The sequence below is a fragment of the Stenotrophomonas sp. YJH_SMC_54 genome (assembly GCF_059368435.1).
Genome location: NZ_JCAFRS010000001.1, coordinates 137,816 through 155,355 on the forward strand (window position 1 = coordinate 137,816; position 17,540 = coordinate 155,355).

Here is a 17,540-nt window from a genome sequence, read left to right on the forward strand (position 1 = left end):
CGCATCCGGGCCGGTCAGGTGTGGCCCTCGGCGAGGCAGTGATGCGCCTCGCGCACCAGTTGTCGTGCCGCCACGATCAGTCCGTCGGTATGGAAGGCGCCCAGCTGTTCCTCCGGGCCGGCCTCGGCACGCGCCCGGTCGGCGGCCTGCAGCAGATCGAGCACTGCGCTGAGCCCGGACATCGAGCGGCGCAGCGAAGCGTGATTGCTGGCGCCGAGGGTGAGGCCGCCACACGGTTGCCCGTCATCGGCGTCGGCGTTGCTGATCGCATTGAGGCAGGCGAAGAACGTGGGCGACTGCACGGGCAGGTTCTGTTCCTGCAAGGCGCACTCGATCTCGTGCGCGAGCTCTTCAGGCACGTCGGCGGCGATGTTGCCGATCAGGGCGTGCAGGCGGGGACGGTCGGCGGTGCGATTGGTCATGGCGAAACCCTCACTGGCGTGGGGCCACCTTCCGGAGTGAAGGTGGCGGACGGTGCGGGTTGGCGTACCAAGGCAAACGAACTCCCATCGAGAAGAAGGCCTGGCGGATCTGTCGATCCCCACGCACCGGCCGCCATTGAAGGCAATCGGTGCATTCTCTCTGCTGCGGCGTAAATCGCAGCGATGGGTGTTCATTCGTTTATTCGAGACGCCAATCCCGGCCCAGGCAATCTGCCTCGGCGCGGTGATCATGGGATCGCGCAATCACGGTGGTCTGTAAGGAAAGTTCTCAACTCCACGCAGGCACACCAAGCGTTTCCGGTTCTGTGCCCTCCAGCATCCGCCGACTGTGTCGCCCATCACTGATGGCGCAGAGCGCCCTTCTGCCGACCGTGCACGTGACGACTCCAGAGCGGCGCCGCCATGGCAATTCCGTCACCCGGCGCGCGCAGGCGGGAATGTGTCATGCATGGAGCCAGAGGGTTCCATCCCTGCGCTGTCCCACCGCCCCGGGCAGGCGTAGTCTCATCCTGTCGCCTTACCCATCCACGCTGGAGTACCACCATGCCGCTCGCCCGCATCGATCTTCGCAAAGGTAAATCCGCCGACTACCTGCAACGTGTCGGCGAAGCCATCTACCAGGCCATGCGCGCGGTGGGCGTGCCGGAGAACGACCGCTTCCAGATCTTCCAGCAGCACGACGCCGGCACGTTGATCTACGATCCCGGCTACCTGGGCGTGGACCGCACCGACGACTTCATCTGCATCCAGATCACCTGGAACGAAGGGCGCACGCTGGAGCAGAAGAAGGCGCTGTATGCCGGCATCGCTGATGGCCTGCACGCGGCGGTGGGCATCCGCCGCGAGGATGTGTTCATCAACCTGGTGGAAGTGAAAAAGGAGAACTGGTCGTTCGGCAACGGGGTAGCGCAGTACGTGAGTTGATGCGGGAAGCCCATCCACGCATGGCGTGGATCTACACCTCGCTGCCGACCTGCTCGCCTTCGGTGGCCGCGGCACTGCGGGCCGCCTTCACTGCGTCGGCGCTGTTGGGTTGTTCGCACTCGATGCTGGTCACGTAGCCGTCGTGGCTGATGTTGTGCTCGGCGCGCTTGACCAGCCACTGCCCATCCACGCCATCGCGGAAGCCCTGCATCACCACCGTGGCTTCGGCCATCAGCGTCTCGCGGCCGGGCAGGGTGTAGCTCAGCGTACGCGTCTGCCGGGCCTGTTCCTGGTGCTTGGCGCGCGCTGCGGCTTCGGCGGCTTCGCGGTCGGCGTAGGCCATGCGCAGGCGCACGATCGGTTCACCGCTGCCCAGCTTCACTTCCTGGCGCTTGGCACCGCGTACATCGCGATAGTAGGCGATGGTGGTGCCGGTCTTCTCGCGTGAGACGATGCTCACTTTGTAGCCATTGCCATCGGCCGGGGTCAGGGTGACGTCGGGAATGCGCTCACCGCTGGCACTGGTGGATTCGCCGCGCTTGACGAACATCAGGCGGCCGCCGCCCGGCTTGGCGATGGCATCATGCTGCTTGGCCAGGCGCAGCAGCAGATTCATGTCCGACTCCTGCGACTGCACTGTCAGCGGCAGTGCGATCGACGCCAGCGATCCGCTCACGGCCGCGCTGAGTCCGTGCTCGCCGGCCATGCGCTGGACCATGCCACCGATCGTCGTGCCCTTCTTCCAGGTGCGCGTCTTCTGCGTCTGCAGATCGTTCTTGCCGCCCTTGCTGGCCTCGAACGGTGCGGCGCGCGCGCGCAGGGTCATGCTGCCCGGGTAGCCGGAAATCTCCACCTCATCGCAGATGTACAGGCCCATGCGCCGCACTTCGCCGTCATAGCCGATGAAGGCTTCCAGCTCCGCGCCTGCCGGCGGCAGCTGGATCGGATCGGACGGATCATGGTCGGCCAGCTGCAGCTCCAGCATGTCCGAGTTGTTGTCGGTCTCGTCGGTGATGCGCAGTGATTTGAAGCGCGACATGATCTTGTCGGTGATGTCCTGGCTGTTGGCCACCACGCGGAATGCCGGTGTGATGTTCAGTCCCACAGTGCGATCCCCTTGCGTTCGCCGGCGGGGCGCTGCACGTCTGGCAGAGTGATCGCGATGCCCGCAGGCAGTACCGCGCCGCGGGCGGCCAGGCCCGGGTTGGCGTCGAGTATCGCGCGCAGAATGGCCGGTGATTGTTCGCCATAGTGCGCATGCGCGATGCGGTCAACGACGTCGCCGTCGCGGGTGTTATACGTTCGTGCCATCGCTGTGCTTCCGCAGGGAGAGGGTGAATTCGTGCCGCTGGATTCCCGCATCGACGGTGAAGCCGGAGGCGGTGGCGTCGATCTTGTCGATGACCCACAGCCCCAGGTTTCCGCCCTTGCCGGTCAGCAGCCGCTGTGGCTTGCCCTGTGCCGCCAGCCTGCGCAGCTGCGAGAGCTCATTGCCGGCGCCCCGGAACGCATAGTGGATGACGCCCGGCAAGGTCATGCTGGCCTTGCCGGGGCCGGTGTACTGCAGGGCGGCCATCTGCCCGATGCGTTCCTGCGCAGCCCAGCCATACTCGTTGCTCTGCTGGATCTCCTGGAACACGGCGGTGTTGAGGCTGAACTTGAAGCCGCCCAGCATCAGCAGCACCGGGGCGTTGCCGGAGTCGTTGCTCTGGAAACTGGACAACAGCTTGTCGATGGATGCGGTTACGAACTCACGCTTCATGCTTAGTTCCTGTCTGCCAGGCCACCACGGGCAGCAACCGCGTTGCGACGCTGCAGTTCGTCGGCCGTGCGACGCGCCACCGATTCGCTGGATTCACCCGGTTGCTGGTGGATGGTGATGTTGTTGGTCTGTTGCTGCTGCACGGTGGTGACGCCGCGTGTAGTGGGCGATGGCATGTCGGGTGCGGTGCGACCGCGAGCGGCCTCGCTGATGCCGCCCCAACGCTTGCGCGCGCCCGGCGCGTCCAACGTGGCGACGTCGCCGATCAGGCCCACGGCGTCATCCAGCCCACCTCGGCCGCCGGCCCGCATGTTGGTGTACCCCACCATGCCGTTGCCGATTGCTTCCGCACCACCGGCAAGCACCTCCTTGCCGAAGTCCAGGCCTTTGCCGACCAGCGCACTGACCTTGCCAATGCCCCCTTCGACGAACCCCATCAGCTTCTCGACGTAGGGCATGAGGAAATCCAGCTTCGGGATGAGCCAGTCGAACAGGGATTCGGCACCGGACTTGATCGCCGTCCACATCTTGCTCATTCCGATTCCGATCCCGCTGGCGACGGTCGTGTACACGTTGCCCATCCAGGCGACGTACTGCACCAGGCCGCTGATGAGCTGGATGTTCATTCTCAGGCCTTCCATCAGAACGGTACCGAGGAAGCTGCCGATCTGGGCAACGCGCGACAGTTCGTTGCCGGTGTACTGTGCAGGTGCAAGCATCTTCGACAGCCAGTCCCAGGCCTGGCCGATCAACCCGCTCATGACTTCCCAGGCGGGGCGCAGCGGTTCAACCGCACGCATCAGTTCACCCATCGCTGCGGTGCCTGCACCGCTCAGGCCCTCCCAGACGCCGCCCAGGAATGCCTTGATCGGCTCCCAGTACTTGCGCACCAGGATGGCGCCTGCGGTGATTGCCGCGATGGCGATCGTGATCGGACCACCACCGATGGCGGCCACGGCAGTGGCGACGATGCGGAAGCCCGATGCCAGGCGCATGGCCATCGGCCCGAAGCGCCCCATCTGTGCCAGCAGGCTGCCACCACGGAACAGCTGGAAGGCCTTCTGCACGCCCAGGATCGGGCCCTGCAGGAAGGTCCAGGCGTAGCGAGCGCCGAGCACCGCCGTGCGCATGCCCAGCATGCCGACCACGATCTGCGTGGTGTTGGCGATCAGCTTCGGGTTTTCCTGCACGAACGAGGTAACCCCGTTCAACAGCTCGGTCAGCTTGACCGCGGCCTCGCCCACCGCGGGCAGCAGTGCCGCACCGAAGGCCTTGGACAGGTTGTCCACGGCGATCTTGGCACCTTCGATCTTCTGCGGATCGGTCTGCATCGCATCGGCATAGGCCGCATCGGTGGTACCCGCCGATCCATTCAAGGCCTTGTCGCGGACACGGATGTAGGTATCCCAGTTCTCGATCATCGGCTGGACGAAGTTCTTCGCCTGTGCATCGCTGAACAGGGTGCCGATCTTCTTCTGGTCGCCCGCGGTCGCCTGGATGATTCCCTGCATCGCAGCGTCGAAGGGATTGCCGCCGCTGGTCTGTGCATCGCCGATGATCCTGCGCAGATCCAGGTTCAGGCTCTTCTTGGCCTTCTCCTGAATGTCCGGCGAGAGCACCTCGGACATGAAGCTCTTCATGTTGCTGGCGGCCTTGTCGGCGCCGCCGGCCGAGTCCAGCGTGGCCTGCAGGGCCGCGCCGAGGGTGGCGGTCGCCGAGGTGCCCTGCAGCTTCATCGCTTCGAACGACGAACCCAGGGTAGGCAGCACTGCGGCCATGTCCTTCAGGCCCAGGCCGCCCTGCCGGCTGTTGACCACCAGCACATCCAGCGCGCTCTGCATGCGCGAGGGATCGATATCGAACGACTGCTGCAGGGCGGCCGCAGCCTGGGCCACATCATCGATGCTGGCACCGGTGACGGTGGTGGTCCGCCCGACAGCACCGAGGCTGGCCTGGGCCGACTGCGCATCCATGCCGGCGTCGACCATCAGCCTGATCGAGCGCTGCAGCGCGTCGGCGCCCTGGTTGGTTGCACGCGACTGTTCCAGGATGGCCTGCCCCAGTGCGCTGACCTGGGCGCGGCTGAGGTTGGCTGCCACGCCGATCTGCTGGTTCTGGCGGGCGAAGCCGGAGGCGTTCTCGACCGGCTTGGCCAGCGCGGTGACGGCCGTGCCAAGCGTGCCGCGTGCCTCGCCAAATGCCGAGCCGAGCTTCCCGCGCTTCTCCAGGTTCGCGTCGCGCTTTGCTTCGATGCTCTCCAGCGCCACCTGCGAGGCACGCAGAGCATCGACCTGGGTACGCATGCGGGCGTACTCCTTGCTGGTCGTACTCATGCGCGCGAGCCTGCGGTCCAGCAGGGTCACCTCGGTGCCGAGGCGCTTGATACCGTCGTTGGCAAAGGAGAAGGCGTCCTTCAGTGACTTGGACACCTCGCCGCCGATCGTGATCGTTGTCGTTTGAACGTTACTGGCCATGTACCGGCAATCCCTGAATCCACCAGATGAACTTCGACACCCGCAGTGTCATGATCTCGCGCAGGCCCCAGCCGGTATGACCGGCCAGGGCGAGCACTCCCTGCCTGATCTGAGGCAGGGTCAGGTGGTAAAAAGCGCGACGCCTGCCTGCAGTCGTGCGTAGTCGCGCAGCGGCATCTTGCGCACGTCTTCCGGCGAGACCTCGCACAGGTTGGCGATCATCCGCACCTCGCGCTGTGCGTCGCTGCCCTTGTCATCCTGGTAGCGCTCCATGTCTTCCACGGTCGGTTCACGCATGCGCAGCACGGCGGTTTCCATGCCGTTGACCTGGCGCGGGCGGGTGAGGGTGATCTCGGCGAAGCCATCGCGCTCGATGACGGTATCGGTGGGGGTCTTGGTCTTGCTGGACATGGATGCGTTCCTGGAATGCGATGCGGTGCGATGGATGCGGGGGCGCGAGGCGCCCCCGGGTTCTTCAGTGCGGCGAGGGTTCAGATGCCCAGTGCGCCGCGGATGCCGGCCAGCACGTCCACGCCACCCTGGCGGGCGATCATGTTGACCACGTCGATCTCCTGCACGACCTGGGCGCCATGGGTCAGCTTGTAGTAGCTCAGCGCCAGGTTGACCTTGATCGTGCCCTTTTCGCCGACCTTGGTTTCGCCGCGGTCCAGCAGCTTCACCTTGCCGCGCATGTTGTGCACGACCTGAGTCACTTCGCCGTCATCGCCTTCCAGCGCTTCGCGGGCGGTGAAGCCGTATTCCTTGCTTTCGATGACGTGGAACTTGCTCATGATCTCCGCGTCGTCGGAGGCGAACTCGACATCGGCGGTCAGCTTGTCATGGCCGAGCACGATCTCGGTCGGGGCCAGCATGCCGCCGGCCTGGAAGTCCTCGGTCTTCAGCGACAGCTTGGGGGCGGTGAAGGACATCACGCTGCCGGCATAGCCCTTGCCGTCGACGTAGAAGTTGAAGTTTTTGCGGATCTTGCGCGCCATGCTTAGAAGATCTCCGAGACGTAGTTGTTGTTCATGTGCATGCGGAAGGTCAGCTGCTCACCCGGGTAGGTCGGGGTGAAGTCGAAGTCCCAGTAGAAGCGGCCCTGGGCCACGCTGTCCGCTGCGTTCAGGTCGGGGTCGATCCAGCAGATGCCGCCGAGGATCGCGCCCTGGGTCTTCAGGCCGCGCAGGAAGGCATTGACACCCTCACGCACGTCGTCGACGTAGGTCTTGCTGATGCCGCGGTCGACGGCCCACAGGTGGGCGGCCTCGAGGCTGTCGGCAATAATGTCGGCAGTGCGCACCACACACAGGAACTGCCACTTCTGGTCGCTGCTGGCGGTACGGTTGCCCCACAGGCGGAAGCCACCTTCGCGGATGATGGTCGCCACGTTCGACTGGTTCAGCAGGTTGGCGCGGCTGGTCGCGTCGGACAGGCCGAAGTCGATCGCACGTGCGGTACCGACCACGCCGTTGAGCTCGAGGTTGGACGGCGATGCCCACCAGCCGCGTTCGTTGTCGCTGCGGGCAATGGCACCGGCCACGGCACCGGAGGCGTAGCGGGTGACGATGGCATCACCGGACTGCACCAGCAGCGCCGGGTCGACCACGTAGACGCGCTTGGAACCGGTCAGAGCGGTGGTGCTCTTGGCGGCGTCGTCGTTGCTGTTCGGGCCATCCTTGATGATCACCGCGCGCAGCTTGTCGGCAATGCCGAGCAGTTCCGCTACGACCGGGTTGGCCAGCACGGCCTCCGGCTTGGCCGGATCGGCCGGGTGCACATGGGTGAAGCCGGGTGCGATCAGGATGCGCGGCTTGACGCCGACGATGGACTTGGCGGCCAGCAGCGCATGCACGCCTTCGTAGGCGCCGGTCTGGGCGTTCACGCCGCCCAGCACGTTGGCCAGGGTGGCGCTTTCATTGGCGCCCTTCTCGACGCGGACGACGACGACGACGGCACTGGACTGGTCGAAGATCGTGTCGAGCGCACCGGGCAGGGTGCCGGCATCGGTGCCGGTGGTCGCCGACAGCTTGGCGGCCTGCGACGGCGAGGTCACCAGTACGGGCGTGTTGACGGGGAACGCTTCGGTGTCGGCCAGCGGTGCGGTGCCGACGATGCCGATCACGCTGCTGGAGGCGATGGCAATCGATCGGGCACCGGTATCGATGTTGACGACCTGTACGCCATGGAGAAATTCGGTCATTCGGGGTTCTTCCTCGGTGTGGGTGTGTGCCGGCTTGTGCAGGCGACGGGGTAATGTTCGGAGAATGTGGCGGTCGCGATAATTGCAGCGGTGGCCCGCTGACCGATCAGACCCAGCCGGAGGCGCTGACGCTTGCGCTGAAGGTGGAAACCTGGGCGATACCTCCGGCACGGCGCAGCGCGACGGAAATGCTGATGCTGTCCGATTCGTAACTGGCGGACCTGGCGGGGACACTGATCGACACGCCTGCCGACGGTGCCGCCGATGCCGGCACAAACGAGGGAGCACTGGTGCTGAAGGAGGCTTTAGCGGGCGAGGAGCCGGTGATCTGCACTTCGTACTCGGAAACGCTTGCACCTGCCGGAAGCCACTGGCCCGACGCTGCTACTGAGCTGCCTCCATTGCCGCCACCGGCGACGCCCGTGCGGATGGCATAGGTGCCGTCGGCATAGATCAGAATCGAGACGGTAGCCGACACGGAGCCGGTGGAGTTGGTCTTGGCGCCATTGCTTGCCGAGTAGCCCTTGCCATGGAACGGCAGCCTGTAGGAGGCGCTGCCGCGGGCCGCCCACAGGTTGGACACGTCCATTCCGTTGATGCGATGGCCTACGTCGGCACGCTTGCTGCCGTACTGGATGTGGGCATAGCGGCGGCTCAGGTCGCCGCCGCCGATACGGCGGCCCGAATCCTGCGCCAGTGGACCTTCAACGTACGGATCGAACAGGTCGTCAAAGTCGACACCGGAAGAGCGATATCCGCTGGGCATGTCAGCGCTCCGCTTTCAGTGCGCGCACTTCGGCGGCCAGTTCCTGGATGGCCTTGGCCATGACCGGCAGCAGCTGGTCGAGCTTGACCGATGCCACGCGCTCACCCTGGAACTCGACGCCTTCCAGGTCGACCGCTTCCGGCACCAGTTCGGCCAGCTGCTCGGCGACGAAGAACAGGCGGCGACGACCGTCGTCGTTGTACTCGGGCTTGTAGTGGCCGGCTGCCAGTTCCATCTGTTCGACAGCTGCCAGGCCATAGGGAAGTGCGCCTTCGATGTTTTTCAGCTTGCGTGAAGAGCCAGTATCGAAGCCGCCGGCCGTCCAGAGAGCCCCCGCGGCATTCAGTTGCAGTCGATCCACTTGCGCAGTGGACGACCAGATCCGGAACACGTTGTCCGTGTTGTAGATGTGGAACTCTTGATTCGCGTTCCCACGGTCCTTGATGATGAATGCGGCATTGCCACCTGCGGAAGTGACGCCGCCGACGAATGTGTTCTCCCGGTACTGGACATTGCTGAAGCTCGCGCGCTGCGTCGGAGTTCCTCCATTGAAGTCGTAGGAGTAAAGCGAAAGTGTGGCGTCGCTCTCCATGGCTGTCGCCCATCGGGTCACGTTGTTGCCCCAGCCGAACCGTTGGTGCACGACCTGGGTGCTGCCTTGACCCACATACATGTTCAGCGTGCCGTTCATGATGTCGCCGGCTTTGTTGATCTTCCCGCCGGGATCGAAGTTGCCGCTGGTCCAGATGTTCCCGCCTGCGCTGAGCGTTGCGCTATAGGCACCCTCCACATTGCGGAAGGTGAAGGAGGAACCTGACTTGAAAATGTAGCTGTCACCGGTGCCGAAGTAGATGACACCATCGGTCAGCGTGCTGCCCCAGCCGGACAGGCGCAGTGAGTTGTTGGAGATGGAAACCGCGCCGGTGAACGTCCCGCCACTCTTGTCCATCTTCGCTTCAGGCGCGAAGTTCCCGGCATGCCACATCGGCGAGCCGTTCCAGCGCGGCGTGTCGCCATGCTTGATGGTGATTTCGCTGCTGGCACTGCGGTCCGCGCTCCATACGCGCCACAGGCTGGAATTTCCCCAGCCGCCAATGAAGGACTGCTCGGCACCGGCGGCACCGAAGCCCAGCAACGGATACGTGCCGCTGATGAACTGCTGGTCGGTGAACGTGTTGCTGCCCCTGGACGCCTTGCCATCCAGTGCCGACTGCAGCCCGGTCACATCGGCAATCACATGCTTGTGGCCAACGGTGGCGAAGTCACCGGCCAGGGCGAACTCGGAGGCGTGCTTGCCGTCCAGGGTGTCGGCGTCCAGGCCGTTGCCATGCCCGGTGTCCTTCAGTGCGGCGCTCTTCAGTTCCAGCGCGGTGCGCGCCGCCGCGGTGCTCGCCGCAGACAGCAGCGTCTTCGCCAGCGCGGTCGGGGCGCTGGCACCGAATCGCTTGTCGGTGTACGCACGCACGCCACGCGGGGTCACCACGCGCTGGGTGTCGGTCGCATCTTCGGCTTCGGTGCTGGTGGCCAGCTCGACCACGCCGACGACCTCGGTGGTGGCCGGTGGATAGAGGAAGCCGGCATCACCGAACTGGATCTGCGTCGTGTCGATCCCGCTGAAGCGTGTGTCGGTGGCCAGCAGCAGCATCGATGCGGCCGACTTCTCCATGATCGGATCGGCCTGGCCGTAGCTGGCAAACAGGGTGCCGTCGGCCAGGTACAGGCCGAAACCGCGCAGCGTGTAGGAGGTGGCGCTGTCATCGCGGATGGTGACGTGCACGGTGTCATCGCCCACGGCCTGGCCGCCGAAGGTGGCGACGCGCTTGATCTCGCCGGGCAGTGCGGTGAGCCCCGCCGACGGCACGAAGGCAGTCGAGGTCAGGCCGATCTGGGTGATCAGGACGGCGTTGGTGCCGGTGTTCGGCGGATTGACCAGCTTGGCGAAGCCGGCATCGGTGATTTTCAGGCGCATGCGGGGGTTACTCTCCGATCAGTTGAAGGCGGCGGAAGGCCGTGGCGTGGGCGGCTGCAAGTGCGCCGACGGCGGCGTCGGCCTGCATGCCCTGGGTAAAGGTGAAGTGCGAGCGCACCGGCTTGGTCCGGGTGATTTCGCCGATGACGTCCTCCACGAACATCGCCGTGGCAGACTGGCCATCCTGGTTGGCGATGGTCATCACCGCTTCGAAGGTGTGCGGCGCGCCCCTGGGCTGCAGCTGCCACCACTCGCGGATCAGCACCGATCCACCGAAGGCGGCCACCACGTCGCGCACGCTGCCGGCGGTGCCCTTGCGACGCTGGATAGCGATGGCCGTACGCACCCGGGCGCGCTTCACGGCTTCGGGCCAGTAGGCCTTCCATTCGTCCACCGACAGCGCCCAGGCCAGCCAGGGCAGCAGTGCGGTCGGACAGCGGTCGGCATCCCACAGCGCGGTGATGTCCACCGGCAACGGACGCGCAACGATGGCGCGGGCAAGCGCGCGCTCGGCGTGGGTGGCGTTGGCGGGCAGCAGGTTCGCCGCCGAGGGCACCACCACCTGGGCGTCACCATCGATGACCTCGCCGGGCGCCGGTGCAGCGGCCAGGGTGACCCGGCTGCCCTCAATGACGCTGCCCTGCAGCGGCTGCCGCCCCCGTGCATCGGTGCGGTACACCGCCTGCAGGCTCGCCAGCGCGCCGCCGGGGTGGCGGAAGGTGCGGTTGCGGCCATCGATCGCGCCGCGCAGCCGCGCGTTGATCAGGCGCGTGCTCGGCTCATTCATCGGTGCCGCCGTGGGTCAGAGTCACGCCGGCGCAGTGGGTGGCTTGGGTTCGGTCCACCACCACATCTGCAGCCGGATGGACGATCTCCACGCGCTGCACGCCCTCGGCATGCAATGCGGCGAACAACCCCGAACGGGTGACATCGCGGCCGAGGCGATGTGACTCGCTGATGTAGCGGTCCAGGCGGGTGCGCGCTTCGGCAAGCACGACCTGCGAATCCGGGCCGGCAAAGGTGAACAGCGTGGCGTCGACCGAGTAGGTGACGATCGTGGCCGGCTTCACCAGCACGTGGTCGGTCAGCGGTCGCACGTCATCGGCGCTCAGCTTCGCCTCGACGATGTCGAGCAGGCCCTGGGTGGCGGTTCCATCCGCTTCGCGCGACAGCACCGAGACCACCACTTCGCCGGGGGCGGGACTGGTCGCACTGGCGTCGAGCACGCGCGGGTCGGCGCTCAGCGCATGGAATACATAGGCACCTTCCGGCCCTGCCACGCTGAACCCTTCCGGGCCCAGCTGGATGCGGCGGCGGAAGTCCTCATCGCTCTCATATCGCGGTGGAATGCCTTCCTGCGGCCTGCCCGGGTCGAGCACCTGGCGGGCGACGCCGAAGATCGCGGCGAGGTGGTCCAGGTCGCTGCCACCGGCATAGGCCAGCATCACGCCACGCGCGGCGTCGTTGACACGCTGGCGATCGAGCAGGCGCAGGTAGGTGCAGACCTCCAGGATCTTGAAGGCCGGGTCCGACGGCAGCAGCGCGTCGAAAGTGGGATCCAGGGCCTGCAGTGCGGTCAGCGATTCATCGAACATGGCTTCGAAATCGAGCACTTCGATGACCGCCGGTGCAGGCAGCTGGGACAGATTGACACTGGTGAACGAGCCGGATGCCACGGTTAGCGAACCTCGATTCCTTCGATGGTGATGGCCTCGCCGTCCGGCAGGTGGATCCCGGTCACTGCCAGGATCATCACGCCGGGGGCGGGGAGGGAGACGTCGACGTTCTCGACGTGGAGACGCGGTTCCCATCGCGCCAGCGCGTCGACGGTGGCCGCGATCAGGTCCATGCGCAGCGAGCGGTTGGTCGGCGCATCGATCAGTTCGAATACGCGTGAACCGTATTCGCGGCGCAGTACGCGGGAGCCAAGGGGCGTGGTGAGAATGTCACGCACGGACTGGTGCAGATGGGCGAGCCCATCCAGTGATTTGCCGGTGTTGGCGTCGATTCCTCGCATGGCCTCTATCGTCGTGGAGTGCGGTTTTTCAGGGCATTGCAGGCGTGGCCGCTCAGGCCTGGGCCGGCGTGGTCGGGGCGGTTGGGCCCTGTGCGGTGTGCGTGTGTGCCTTCAGGCCGATGGCACCGGCCTTGACCTCGCCCGGTGTGCTGATGTCCTTGCCGGCGCTGATCGCGCCGCTGACATCCAGATCGCCGGTGGCCTTGATCGAGGGTGTATCGAGCACGATCGATTCGCTGGCGATCACCTGTGCATTCGCGCAGGTGACGATGACCTTGCCGCTGCCGACATGGACGTTGAGCGTGGTGGTTTCCTGGTCGTACTCGACGCTGCTGCCGTCGGCGAACTCGGTGCGCTGCCGCAGGCGCGAGTCGGCCGGCGGCGGAAAGCGGTCCTGGTACAGGCTGCCGAGTACCAGCGCCTGGCCCGGGTCGCCATAGGGGCACGCCAGTACGACCTGCTCGCCGGGTTCGGGTGCGCACCAGCTGCGCATGCCCGGTCCGGCGCGGCGCTCCAGCCAGGGAATCCAGTCGGTAAGCATGCCGTCGGCATCGACGCGAACGCGTCCGTTTGCCTCGTCCAGCTCGCGTACCACACCGATCATCAGCAGGTTGCCGATCAACCGCGCGTGTTCGGCGCTCATGGTGCGCGCTCCGGCAATGGCTGGTAGCGGGACTCATGGACGCGGCCGATCTCCGGCGCGAAGCTGTAGCACGCCTGCGGCACCACGCCGCCAGCATCGTCCCAGGCGTTGTCGCCCAGCGCGACCGGCAATGACCACTCGACGATCCAGGTGCGCAGGCCCGGCTGTGCCGCCGCGGGGTCTTCTGGCAATGCTGCAATCACATCGATCGCACCGCTGGCAACGCCGGGGAAGCGGCCGAGCTGGTGCAGCCAAGTCGCCAGGGCGAGGGCCGCGTTGCGCAGCTGCAGCGCTGTGGTTGCATCGGTCGCCGGCAGCGCAATGCGCGCTTCGAAGCGTAGCGTGGCCTGCAGCAGGCCACTGCCATCATTGTTGTCCCTGCTGCGGTCACAGCGGGTCATCGCCAGCAGGCAGGCCGGCAGGGGCATCCCCTCAGCGTTGGCCTCGCGATGGAACTCGACGCTTGCAAACCCCGGAAAGCGTGCGCGGATAGCGGCTTCGATCGCGGCAATCAGCGGATCGAGCGTGGGAGGGAAGGAATCGTTCGCCATGTCAGCTCATGCAGGGAAGGAAGGAGGGGCGTAGCGCTGCAAGGCGCGCACGGTCTGCAGCCAGTGTTGCCATCACCGCAGTGAGGCGGCATTGCAGGCGTGGCCTTGTCCGGAAGGCTCAGTGCGTGGGAGTGGCACTGCTGCCGCAGTCGGCGGGTGCTGCCGGCGCGGCGCCATTGATGGTGACGCCGCGCTGGCTGCCGAGGCTGCACAGCAGCGCACTCAGCTGGTCGGCCAGCGCGTGGTACTGCTGTGCGACCGCAACGTGATTGCGCAGCAGCGCGTCATCGCTGGCTGCGTGCAGGTCCGGCAGGCGGGGTGGGGGAAGCAGCTGGGCAGGTGCGATGCTGAGGTCAGCGCGGCAGGGCGTGGCCGGCGTTGGCCTCGCGCCAGATGCGCACGAACTCAGCGTCAGCGTCGCCGCGATCACGACCAGGAGTCTTGGCATGGGTCTCGATGTCCCGTTGCAGGGTGTTGAACTGTTCGGTGTGCCGGGCCTGGTGGGCCAGGCGCTGTGATTCGGCCTGCGCGCCTGCGGCGCTGTTGGCGAGGGCCTGCTGGTGCGCGCGCTGGACTGCATCGGTGCGGGCCTCCTGCTGCGCTGCCCGGGTGGTGGCAACGGCAAGGTCCGCAGTGCGGTCGCGCAGGGTCCATCCCAGCCAGGCGCAGCTCGCGTGGCTACCGGCAAGGACCAGCAACCCGATGCCCAACCTCAGTCCCGCGGGCGTCACTGCAGGGCTCCGCCGGCGGCACGGTACGCCGCGCGCAGTGTTTCCAGTGCGTGCTCCTTCTGGCCGTAGCCGGCGCCCGGCAGCGATGCCCAGATGCGCCGGGCCGCAGTGACGGCGGCATCGAAGCGGCCCAGCCGGATCAACTCGTAGGCACCGCATTGCTTGAGCAGCGCCACGGCCGCGCGGTCCTGCGAAACTGGGCCGAAGTCAGGCAGGCCCAGTCGCGCGCGCAGGTCATCCCAGGTGCTGCGCAGGAACTGGTAGCGGCCGGCGGCGCTGGATTTGATGCCGTAGCGCGGCAGCGACACCAGCACGCGGGGATGGTCGCGGTAGTCGGTGAACAGCTGGCCACCGACGATGACGTCGTAGCCGCGGTCACGCGAACGCTGGCTGGGTATATCGGTGCCTTCGGACACCGCCAGCATGTCCAGGAACGCAGCAACGTTGGTGCCACCGAGGGCGCTGGCTGCAGCGGCGGTCATGCGGCGGCCCCCGGCTGCTTGCGCACCAGGGCCAGCAGGGCGTCTATCTGTACGCTCTGCTGGGCGATCTGTGCACGCAGGGCGCTGACTTCACCGCGCAGCTGCCCGATCTCCTGGGCCATTGCCTCGCGCTCGTGCATCAGCCCATCGGCGCGTGTACGTTCGGCCGCGAGCTGTTCCTGAAGGGTGCGCAGGGTGTTGCTGGTGGCTTCATCGGCGGTGCGGTCGACCTTGGCCGACGACAACCACTGGCGCAGCCACAGCGACACCGCGATCAGCACGCCCGAGGTCCCGCCAAGGTACTTGGCCCAATCCGGCACGCCGGCCAGCAGGTCGCTCTCGTTCATGCGCGTGCGTATCCCTTGAGCAGGGCCGGGTGGACAGCCGGTGGCAACGCGGTGCGCGCACCGCGCAGGGCGCGCTTGATGGTGGTCTGTGAGACGCCGAACTCACGCGCAACATGGTCGCGTGGCATGCCGCTGGCGACCGCGCGGGCAATCTGTTCACGGCGTTCGTGCGCGCCGGCAGCGAAGCAGGATGCCAGGAACAACAGTTCGCCGCCGAAGTGCGCGACCAGCCGCTGGGCGACGTCGTGGCCAAGGATGTCGATCAGCCGGTGCTGGTCGGGCAGGGTGGAGGGGACGTAGACGATGACGCGGTGACGGCCGGTGGTGCTGGAGGTGGTCGGCGGCCAGGCACGCACCAGCGTGAGGGCTGCGGATTCGCCGATGACCTCGGCCAGGGTCTGGATGCTGTCGGGCAGGGCGTTCATGGAGGATGTCTTCAGTGGCATTGATCTCCACTGTTGCCATCCCGCATGACCAGTCAACACCTTTCATCTACTTTTATATCGGTGCGCTGAAGACGTTCAGTCGTGCGTGAGGAGGGGGGAGGAGCACGACACGCCTGCTTGCAGTGAGCCGAATCCGCTTGCTCTGGCCGCTGGTGTTTTCCTGTACATCCGTACTCGTTGTCCTCACCTGGCAGGAACAGAGGCAGATCAAGGGGATGGGGCAGGTACAGGGTGAGGACGGCCACCTGCCACACAGCCTCATGCGCCGTGTACTGGCCGGAAACGAAAAAGCCCCGGACGATGCCGGGGCTTCAGGACTGCAGGGGGCGCTGGATCAAAGATCGAACACCAGGTTGCCGCCGGTCTTGCGGGGGATGTACCCGGCGTCGCGCAGCCAGCGTGCCGCGTTGACCTGGTCCATGCGCTTGACCGGGAAGCGGTTGGCGAACATCAGGAAGCGCGCCACGGTGATCGACTCGCCCTTGCCCTTCAGGGCCGCAAGGGTTTCGACGAACCAAGGCGCGGGCGGCTGCTGGCTGCCCGGGCGGGCCACGGTACGCGTCTGCTGGGCGCTGCCTGCGCCTGCCCGGGCAGTGGCCAGCGTGCACAGCGAGATGAAGATCGCATCCAGGCTCACGATGTCCTTGCTGCCCTTGGGCTGGGACTTGAACAACTCGATGGCCTTCAGGCGCGTCGACGTGAACTGTTCGACCTCCATGGCGTTTCCTCTTTGCGAAATGGGTTGGGGATGCAGGGTGACGACAGGTGTCGTCGGTGATGGGGGATGACCTTACATCATTTTCGCCGATGATTGGTCGGGGCCTGCGCTGGGTTCGGGGGATGGACCGGATGGCGGGCCGGCATTCCGGATCAGAGCACACCGCGCGAACGCAGCTGGTCCAGCGATCTGCGGACCAGATCGGCCGGGGTGCTGTCGTTGTCGACTTCGATGTCGACCAGCTCATGCGGCAGCGGCTGCTCGCTGGCATGAGGGTCGCTGCTGCGATGGCCTGGGCGATTGACGCGGATCACGACACCACCACGACGCCGGATCGCGCGGGCCTCATTGGCGAAGCGGACGTCGGGTACCAGCCCGCCCTCGGGCAGGCGTGCGAACAGCGAGCGTACCCACAGCTCGGGATGGACGCGGTCACGCCCCCACTCGGTACCGGCGGTCTGCATCAGGTGGCGCGGGGTGAGTTCGGTCAGCCAGTCGATGGCGTCCTCCTTGCGGCTGTCCAGTTCGTGCAGGGAGAGCCCGAGGAGGGAGGCGACCAAGTGCCGCAGTGGGGCCGCGAAGCTGTCGCATGGCAGTGACAACGCCGACGCCAGTCCATTGGCGAGTGTGTCCTTGCCCGAGCGCTTGCTGCCGGCGATGCCGATGTAGAGCGGCACACGAGAGCGTGGCGCCGGCCGCAGGGCGATGCTGCCCAGTGCAGGGCCGGCACGGAACGCGGCCAGTGTGTCGGCAATCAGGCGATGACCGCTGTCGAGGGAGGCGGGAATCATGCGGAATCTACTCCTGGAGAAATGCGGCAGGTGCCGGAGGATCAGGAATCGCGACCGACGACGCTGCGGGCGCGGAGGATGCGCTGGGTGATGCGCCCTCCCCGGGCCGCTGCGGCGATCGGGTCAAAGCACAACATGGCGGTGCGGGTACGCCGGCCGGCAGCAAGGTGGTCGCGGATGGTCCGCTCGGACAGCACCGGTACCCGCTGGTGGATCTGCTGCACGGTCAGCTGCTCACCTTCGAAGGCATGCAGTCGGGGACGGGGCATGGCGGAA

At 66.2% G+C, this 17,540-nt stretch carries 23 protein-coding genes; 1 reads left to right on the forward strand and 22 read right to left on the reverse strand.

Annotation, left to right across the window (positions count from 1 at the left end; genetic code table 11):
- Positions 1-14 precede the first annotated feature (14 nt).
- Positions 15-422, reverse strand: coding sequence for a hypothetical protein (locus AC5P5S_RS00720; protein ID WP_062606590.1), 408 nt, complete (start codon positions 420-422; stop codon positions 15-17).
- Positions 423-986: 564 nt separating this feature from the next.
- Between AC5P5S_RS00720 and AC5P5S_RS00725 the strand changes: the two genes are divergently transcribed.
- Entirely contained in the window at positions 987-1,367 is a 381-nt protein-coding gene (locus tag AC5P5S_RS00725) for a tautomerase family protein (protein ID WP_005408320.1), read from the forward strand.
- 31 nt (positions 1,368-1,398) lie between these two features.
- Here the strand turns inward: AC5P5S_RS00725 and AC5P5S_RS00730 are convergent, their stop codons facing one another.
- The 21 genes from AC5P5S_RS00730 to AC5P5S_RS00830 form a co-directional block, all read right to left on the reverse strand.
- Positions 1,399-2,472: a phage late control D family protein gene (locus AC5P5S_RS00730; protein WP_053442587.1), complete on the reverse strand. Its 1,074-nt coding sequence runs from the start codon at positions 2,470-2,472 to the stop codon at positions 1,399-1,401.
- The gene (locus AC5P5S_RS00735; RefSeq protein ID WP_010483798.1) at positions 2,463-2,678 is read right to left on the reverse strand and encodes a tail protein X; all 216 of its coding nucleotides are present in this window, start codon (positions 2,676-2,678) and stop codon (positions 2,463-2,465) included. Before AC5P5S_RS00735 ends, AC5P5S_RS00730 begins: the two co-directional genes overlap by 10 nt.
- Positions 2,662-3,129, reverse strand: coding sequence for a phage tail protein (locus AC5P5S_RS00740; RefSeq protein WP_049410185.1), 468 nt, complete (start codon positions 3,127-3,129; stop codon positions 2,662-2,664). Before AC5P5S_RS00740 ends, AC5P5S_RS00735 begins: the two co-directional genes overlap by 17 nt.
- 2 nt (positions 3,130-3,131) lie before the next feature.
- Entirely contained in the window at positions 3,132-5,603 is a 2,472-nt protein-coding gene (locus AC5P5S_RS00745; RefSeq protein WP_062606592.1) for a phage tail tape measure protein, read from the reverse strand.
- Between the two features lie 120 nt (positions 5,604-5,723).
- A complete protein-coding gene (locus tag AC5P5S_RS00750; protein ID WP_019336908.1) occupies positions 5,724-6,014 on the reverse strand; it encodes a phage tail assembly protein in 291 nt (96 codons plus the stop codon).
- 80 nt (positions 6,015-6,094) lie between these two features.
- Positions 6,095-6,598 carry a phage major tail tube protein gene (locus AC5P5S_RS00755; RefSeq protein WP_010483789.1) on the reverse strand — a complete coding sequence of 168 codons (504 nt, stop codon included), beginning with the start codon at positions 6,596-6,598 and terminating at the stop codon, positions 6,095-6,097.
- 2 nt (positions 6,599-6,600) lie between these two features.
- On the reverse strand, positions 6,601-7,803 hold the full coding sequence (locus tag AC5P5S_RS00760) for a phage tail sheath C-terminal domain-containing protein (protein ID WP_062606593.1): 1,203 nt from the start codon (positions 7,801-7,803) through the stop codon (positions 6,601-6,603).
- A gap of 106 nt (positions 7,804-7,909) precedes the next feature.
- Positions 7,910-8,569 (reverse strand): hypothetical protein, encoded by a 660-nt coding sequence (locus tag AC5P5S_RS00765; RefSeq protein WP_062606595.1) that lies wholly within the window; start codon positions 8,567-8,569, stop codon positions 7,910-7,912.
- A gap of 1 nt (position 8,570) precedes the next feature.
- Complete coding sequence (locus AC5P5S_RS00770) at positions 8,571-10,538, reverse strand: tail fiber domain-containing protein (RefSeq protein ID WP_062606597.1); 1,968 nt, start codon at positions 10,536-10,538, stop codon at positions 8,571-8,573.
- Between the two features lie 7 nt (positions 10,539-10,545).
- A complete protein-coding gene (locus AC5P5S_RS00775; RefSeq protein ID WP_223846484.1) occupies positions 10,546-11,094 on the reverse strand; it encodes a phage tail protein I in 549 nt (182 codons plus the stop codon).
- A 223-nt stretch (positions 11,095-11,317) separates the two neighbouring features.
- Positions 11,318-12,214 (reverse strand): baseplate assembly protein, encoded by an 897-nt coding sequence (locus AC5P5S_RS00780; protein ID WP_005412462.1) that lies wholly within the window; start codon positions 12,212-12,214, stop codon positions 11,318-11,320.
- A 2-nt stretch (positions 12,215-12,216) separates the two neighbouring features.
- Positions 12,217-12,555 carry a GPW/gp25 family protein gene (locus AC5P5S_RS00785; protein WP_005408332.1) on the reverse strand — a complete coding sequence of 113 codons (339 nt, stop codon included), beginning with the start codon at positions 12,553-12,555 and terminating at the stop codon, positions 12,217-12,219.
- Positions 12,556-12,607: 52 nt separating this feature from the next.
- Positions 12,608-13,198 (reverse strand): phage baseplate assembly protein V, encoded by a 591-nt coding sequence (locus AC5P5S_RS00790; protein WP_012479303.1) that lies wholly within the window; start codon positions 13,196-13,198, stop codon positions 12,608-12,610.
- Positions 13,195-13,749, reverse strand: coding sequence for a hypothetical protein (locus tag AC5P5S_RS00795; protein ID WP_062606599.1), 555 nt, complete (start codon positions 13,747-13,749; stop codon positions 13,195-13,197). Before AC5P5S_RS00795 ends, AC5P5S_RS00790 begins: the two co-directional genes overlap by 4 nt.
- A gap of 353 nt (positions 13,750-14,102) precedes the next feature.
- Positions 14,103-14,480: a hypothetical protein gene (locus AC5P5S_RS00800; protein ID WP_059033345.1), complete on the reverse strand. Its 378-nt coding sequence runs from the start codon at positions 14,478-14,480 to the stop codon at positions 14,103-14,105.
- Positions 14,477-14,962, reverse strand: coding sequence for a glycoside hydrolase family 24 protein (locus tag AC5P5S_RS00805; RefSeq protein ID WP_049459412.1), 486 nt, complete (start codon positions 14,960-14,962; stop codon positions 14,477-14,479). Before AC5P5S_RS00805 ends, AC5P5S_RS00800 begins: the two co-directional genes overlap by 4 nt.
- A complete protein-coding gene (locus AC5P5S_RS00810) occupies positions 14,959-15,309 on the reverse strand; it encodes a hypothetical protein (RefSeq protein WP_043033662.1) in 351 nt (116 codons plus the stop codon). Before AC5P5S_RS00810 ends, AC5P5S_RS00805 begins: the two co-directional genes overlap by 4 nt.
- Entirely contained in the window at positions 15,306-15,734 is a 429-nt protein-coding gene (locus tag AC5P5S_RS00815) for a helix-turn-helix domain-containing protein (RefSeq protein ID WP_223846372.1), read from the reverse strand. The genes AC5P5S_RS00810 and AC5P5S_RS00815 overlap by 4 nt, the downstream gene beginning before the upstream one ends.
- Before the next feature lie 355 nt (positions 15,735-16,089).
- The gene (locus AC5P5S_RS00820) at positions 16,090-16,473 is read right to left on the reverse strand and encodes a hypothetical protein (protein ID WP_033835195.1); all 384 of its coding nucleotides are present in this window, start codon (positions 16,471-16,473) and stop codon (positions 16,090-16,092) included.
- 152 nt (positions 16,474-16,625) lie between these two features.
- On the reverse strand, positions 16,626-17,264 hold the full coding sequence (locus AC5P5S_RS00825) for a deoxynucleotide monophosphate kinase family protein (RefSeq protein ID WP_062606600.1): 639 nt from the start codon (positions 17,262-17,264) through the stop codon (positions 16,626-16,628).
- 41 nt (positions 17,265-17,305) lie between these two features.
- The gene (locus tag AC5P5S_RS00830) at positions 17,306-17,533 is read right to left on the reverse strand and encodes a hypothetical protein (RefSeq protein WP_005408341.1); all 228 of its coding nucleotides are present in this window, start codon (positions 17,531-17,533) and stop codon (positions 17,306-17,308) included.
- Positions 17,534-17,540 lie beyond the last annotated feature (7 nt).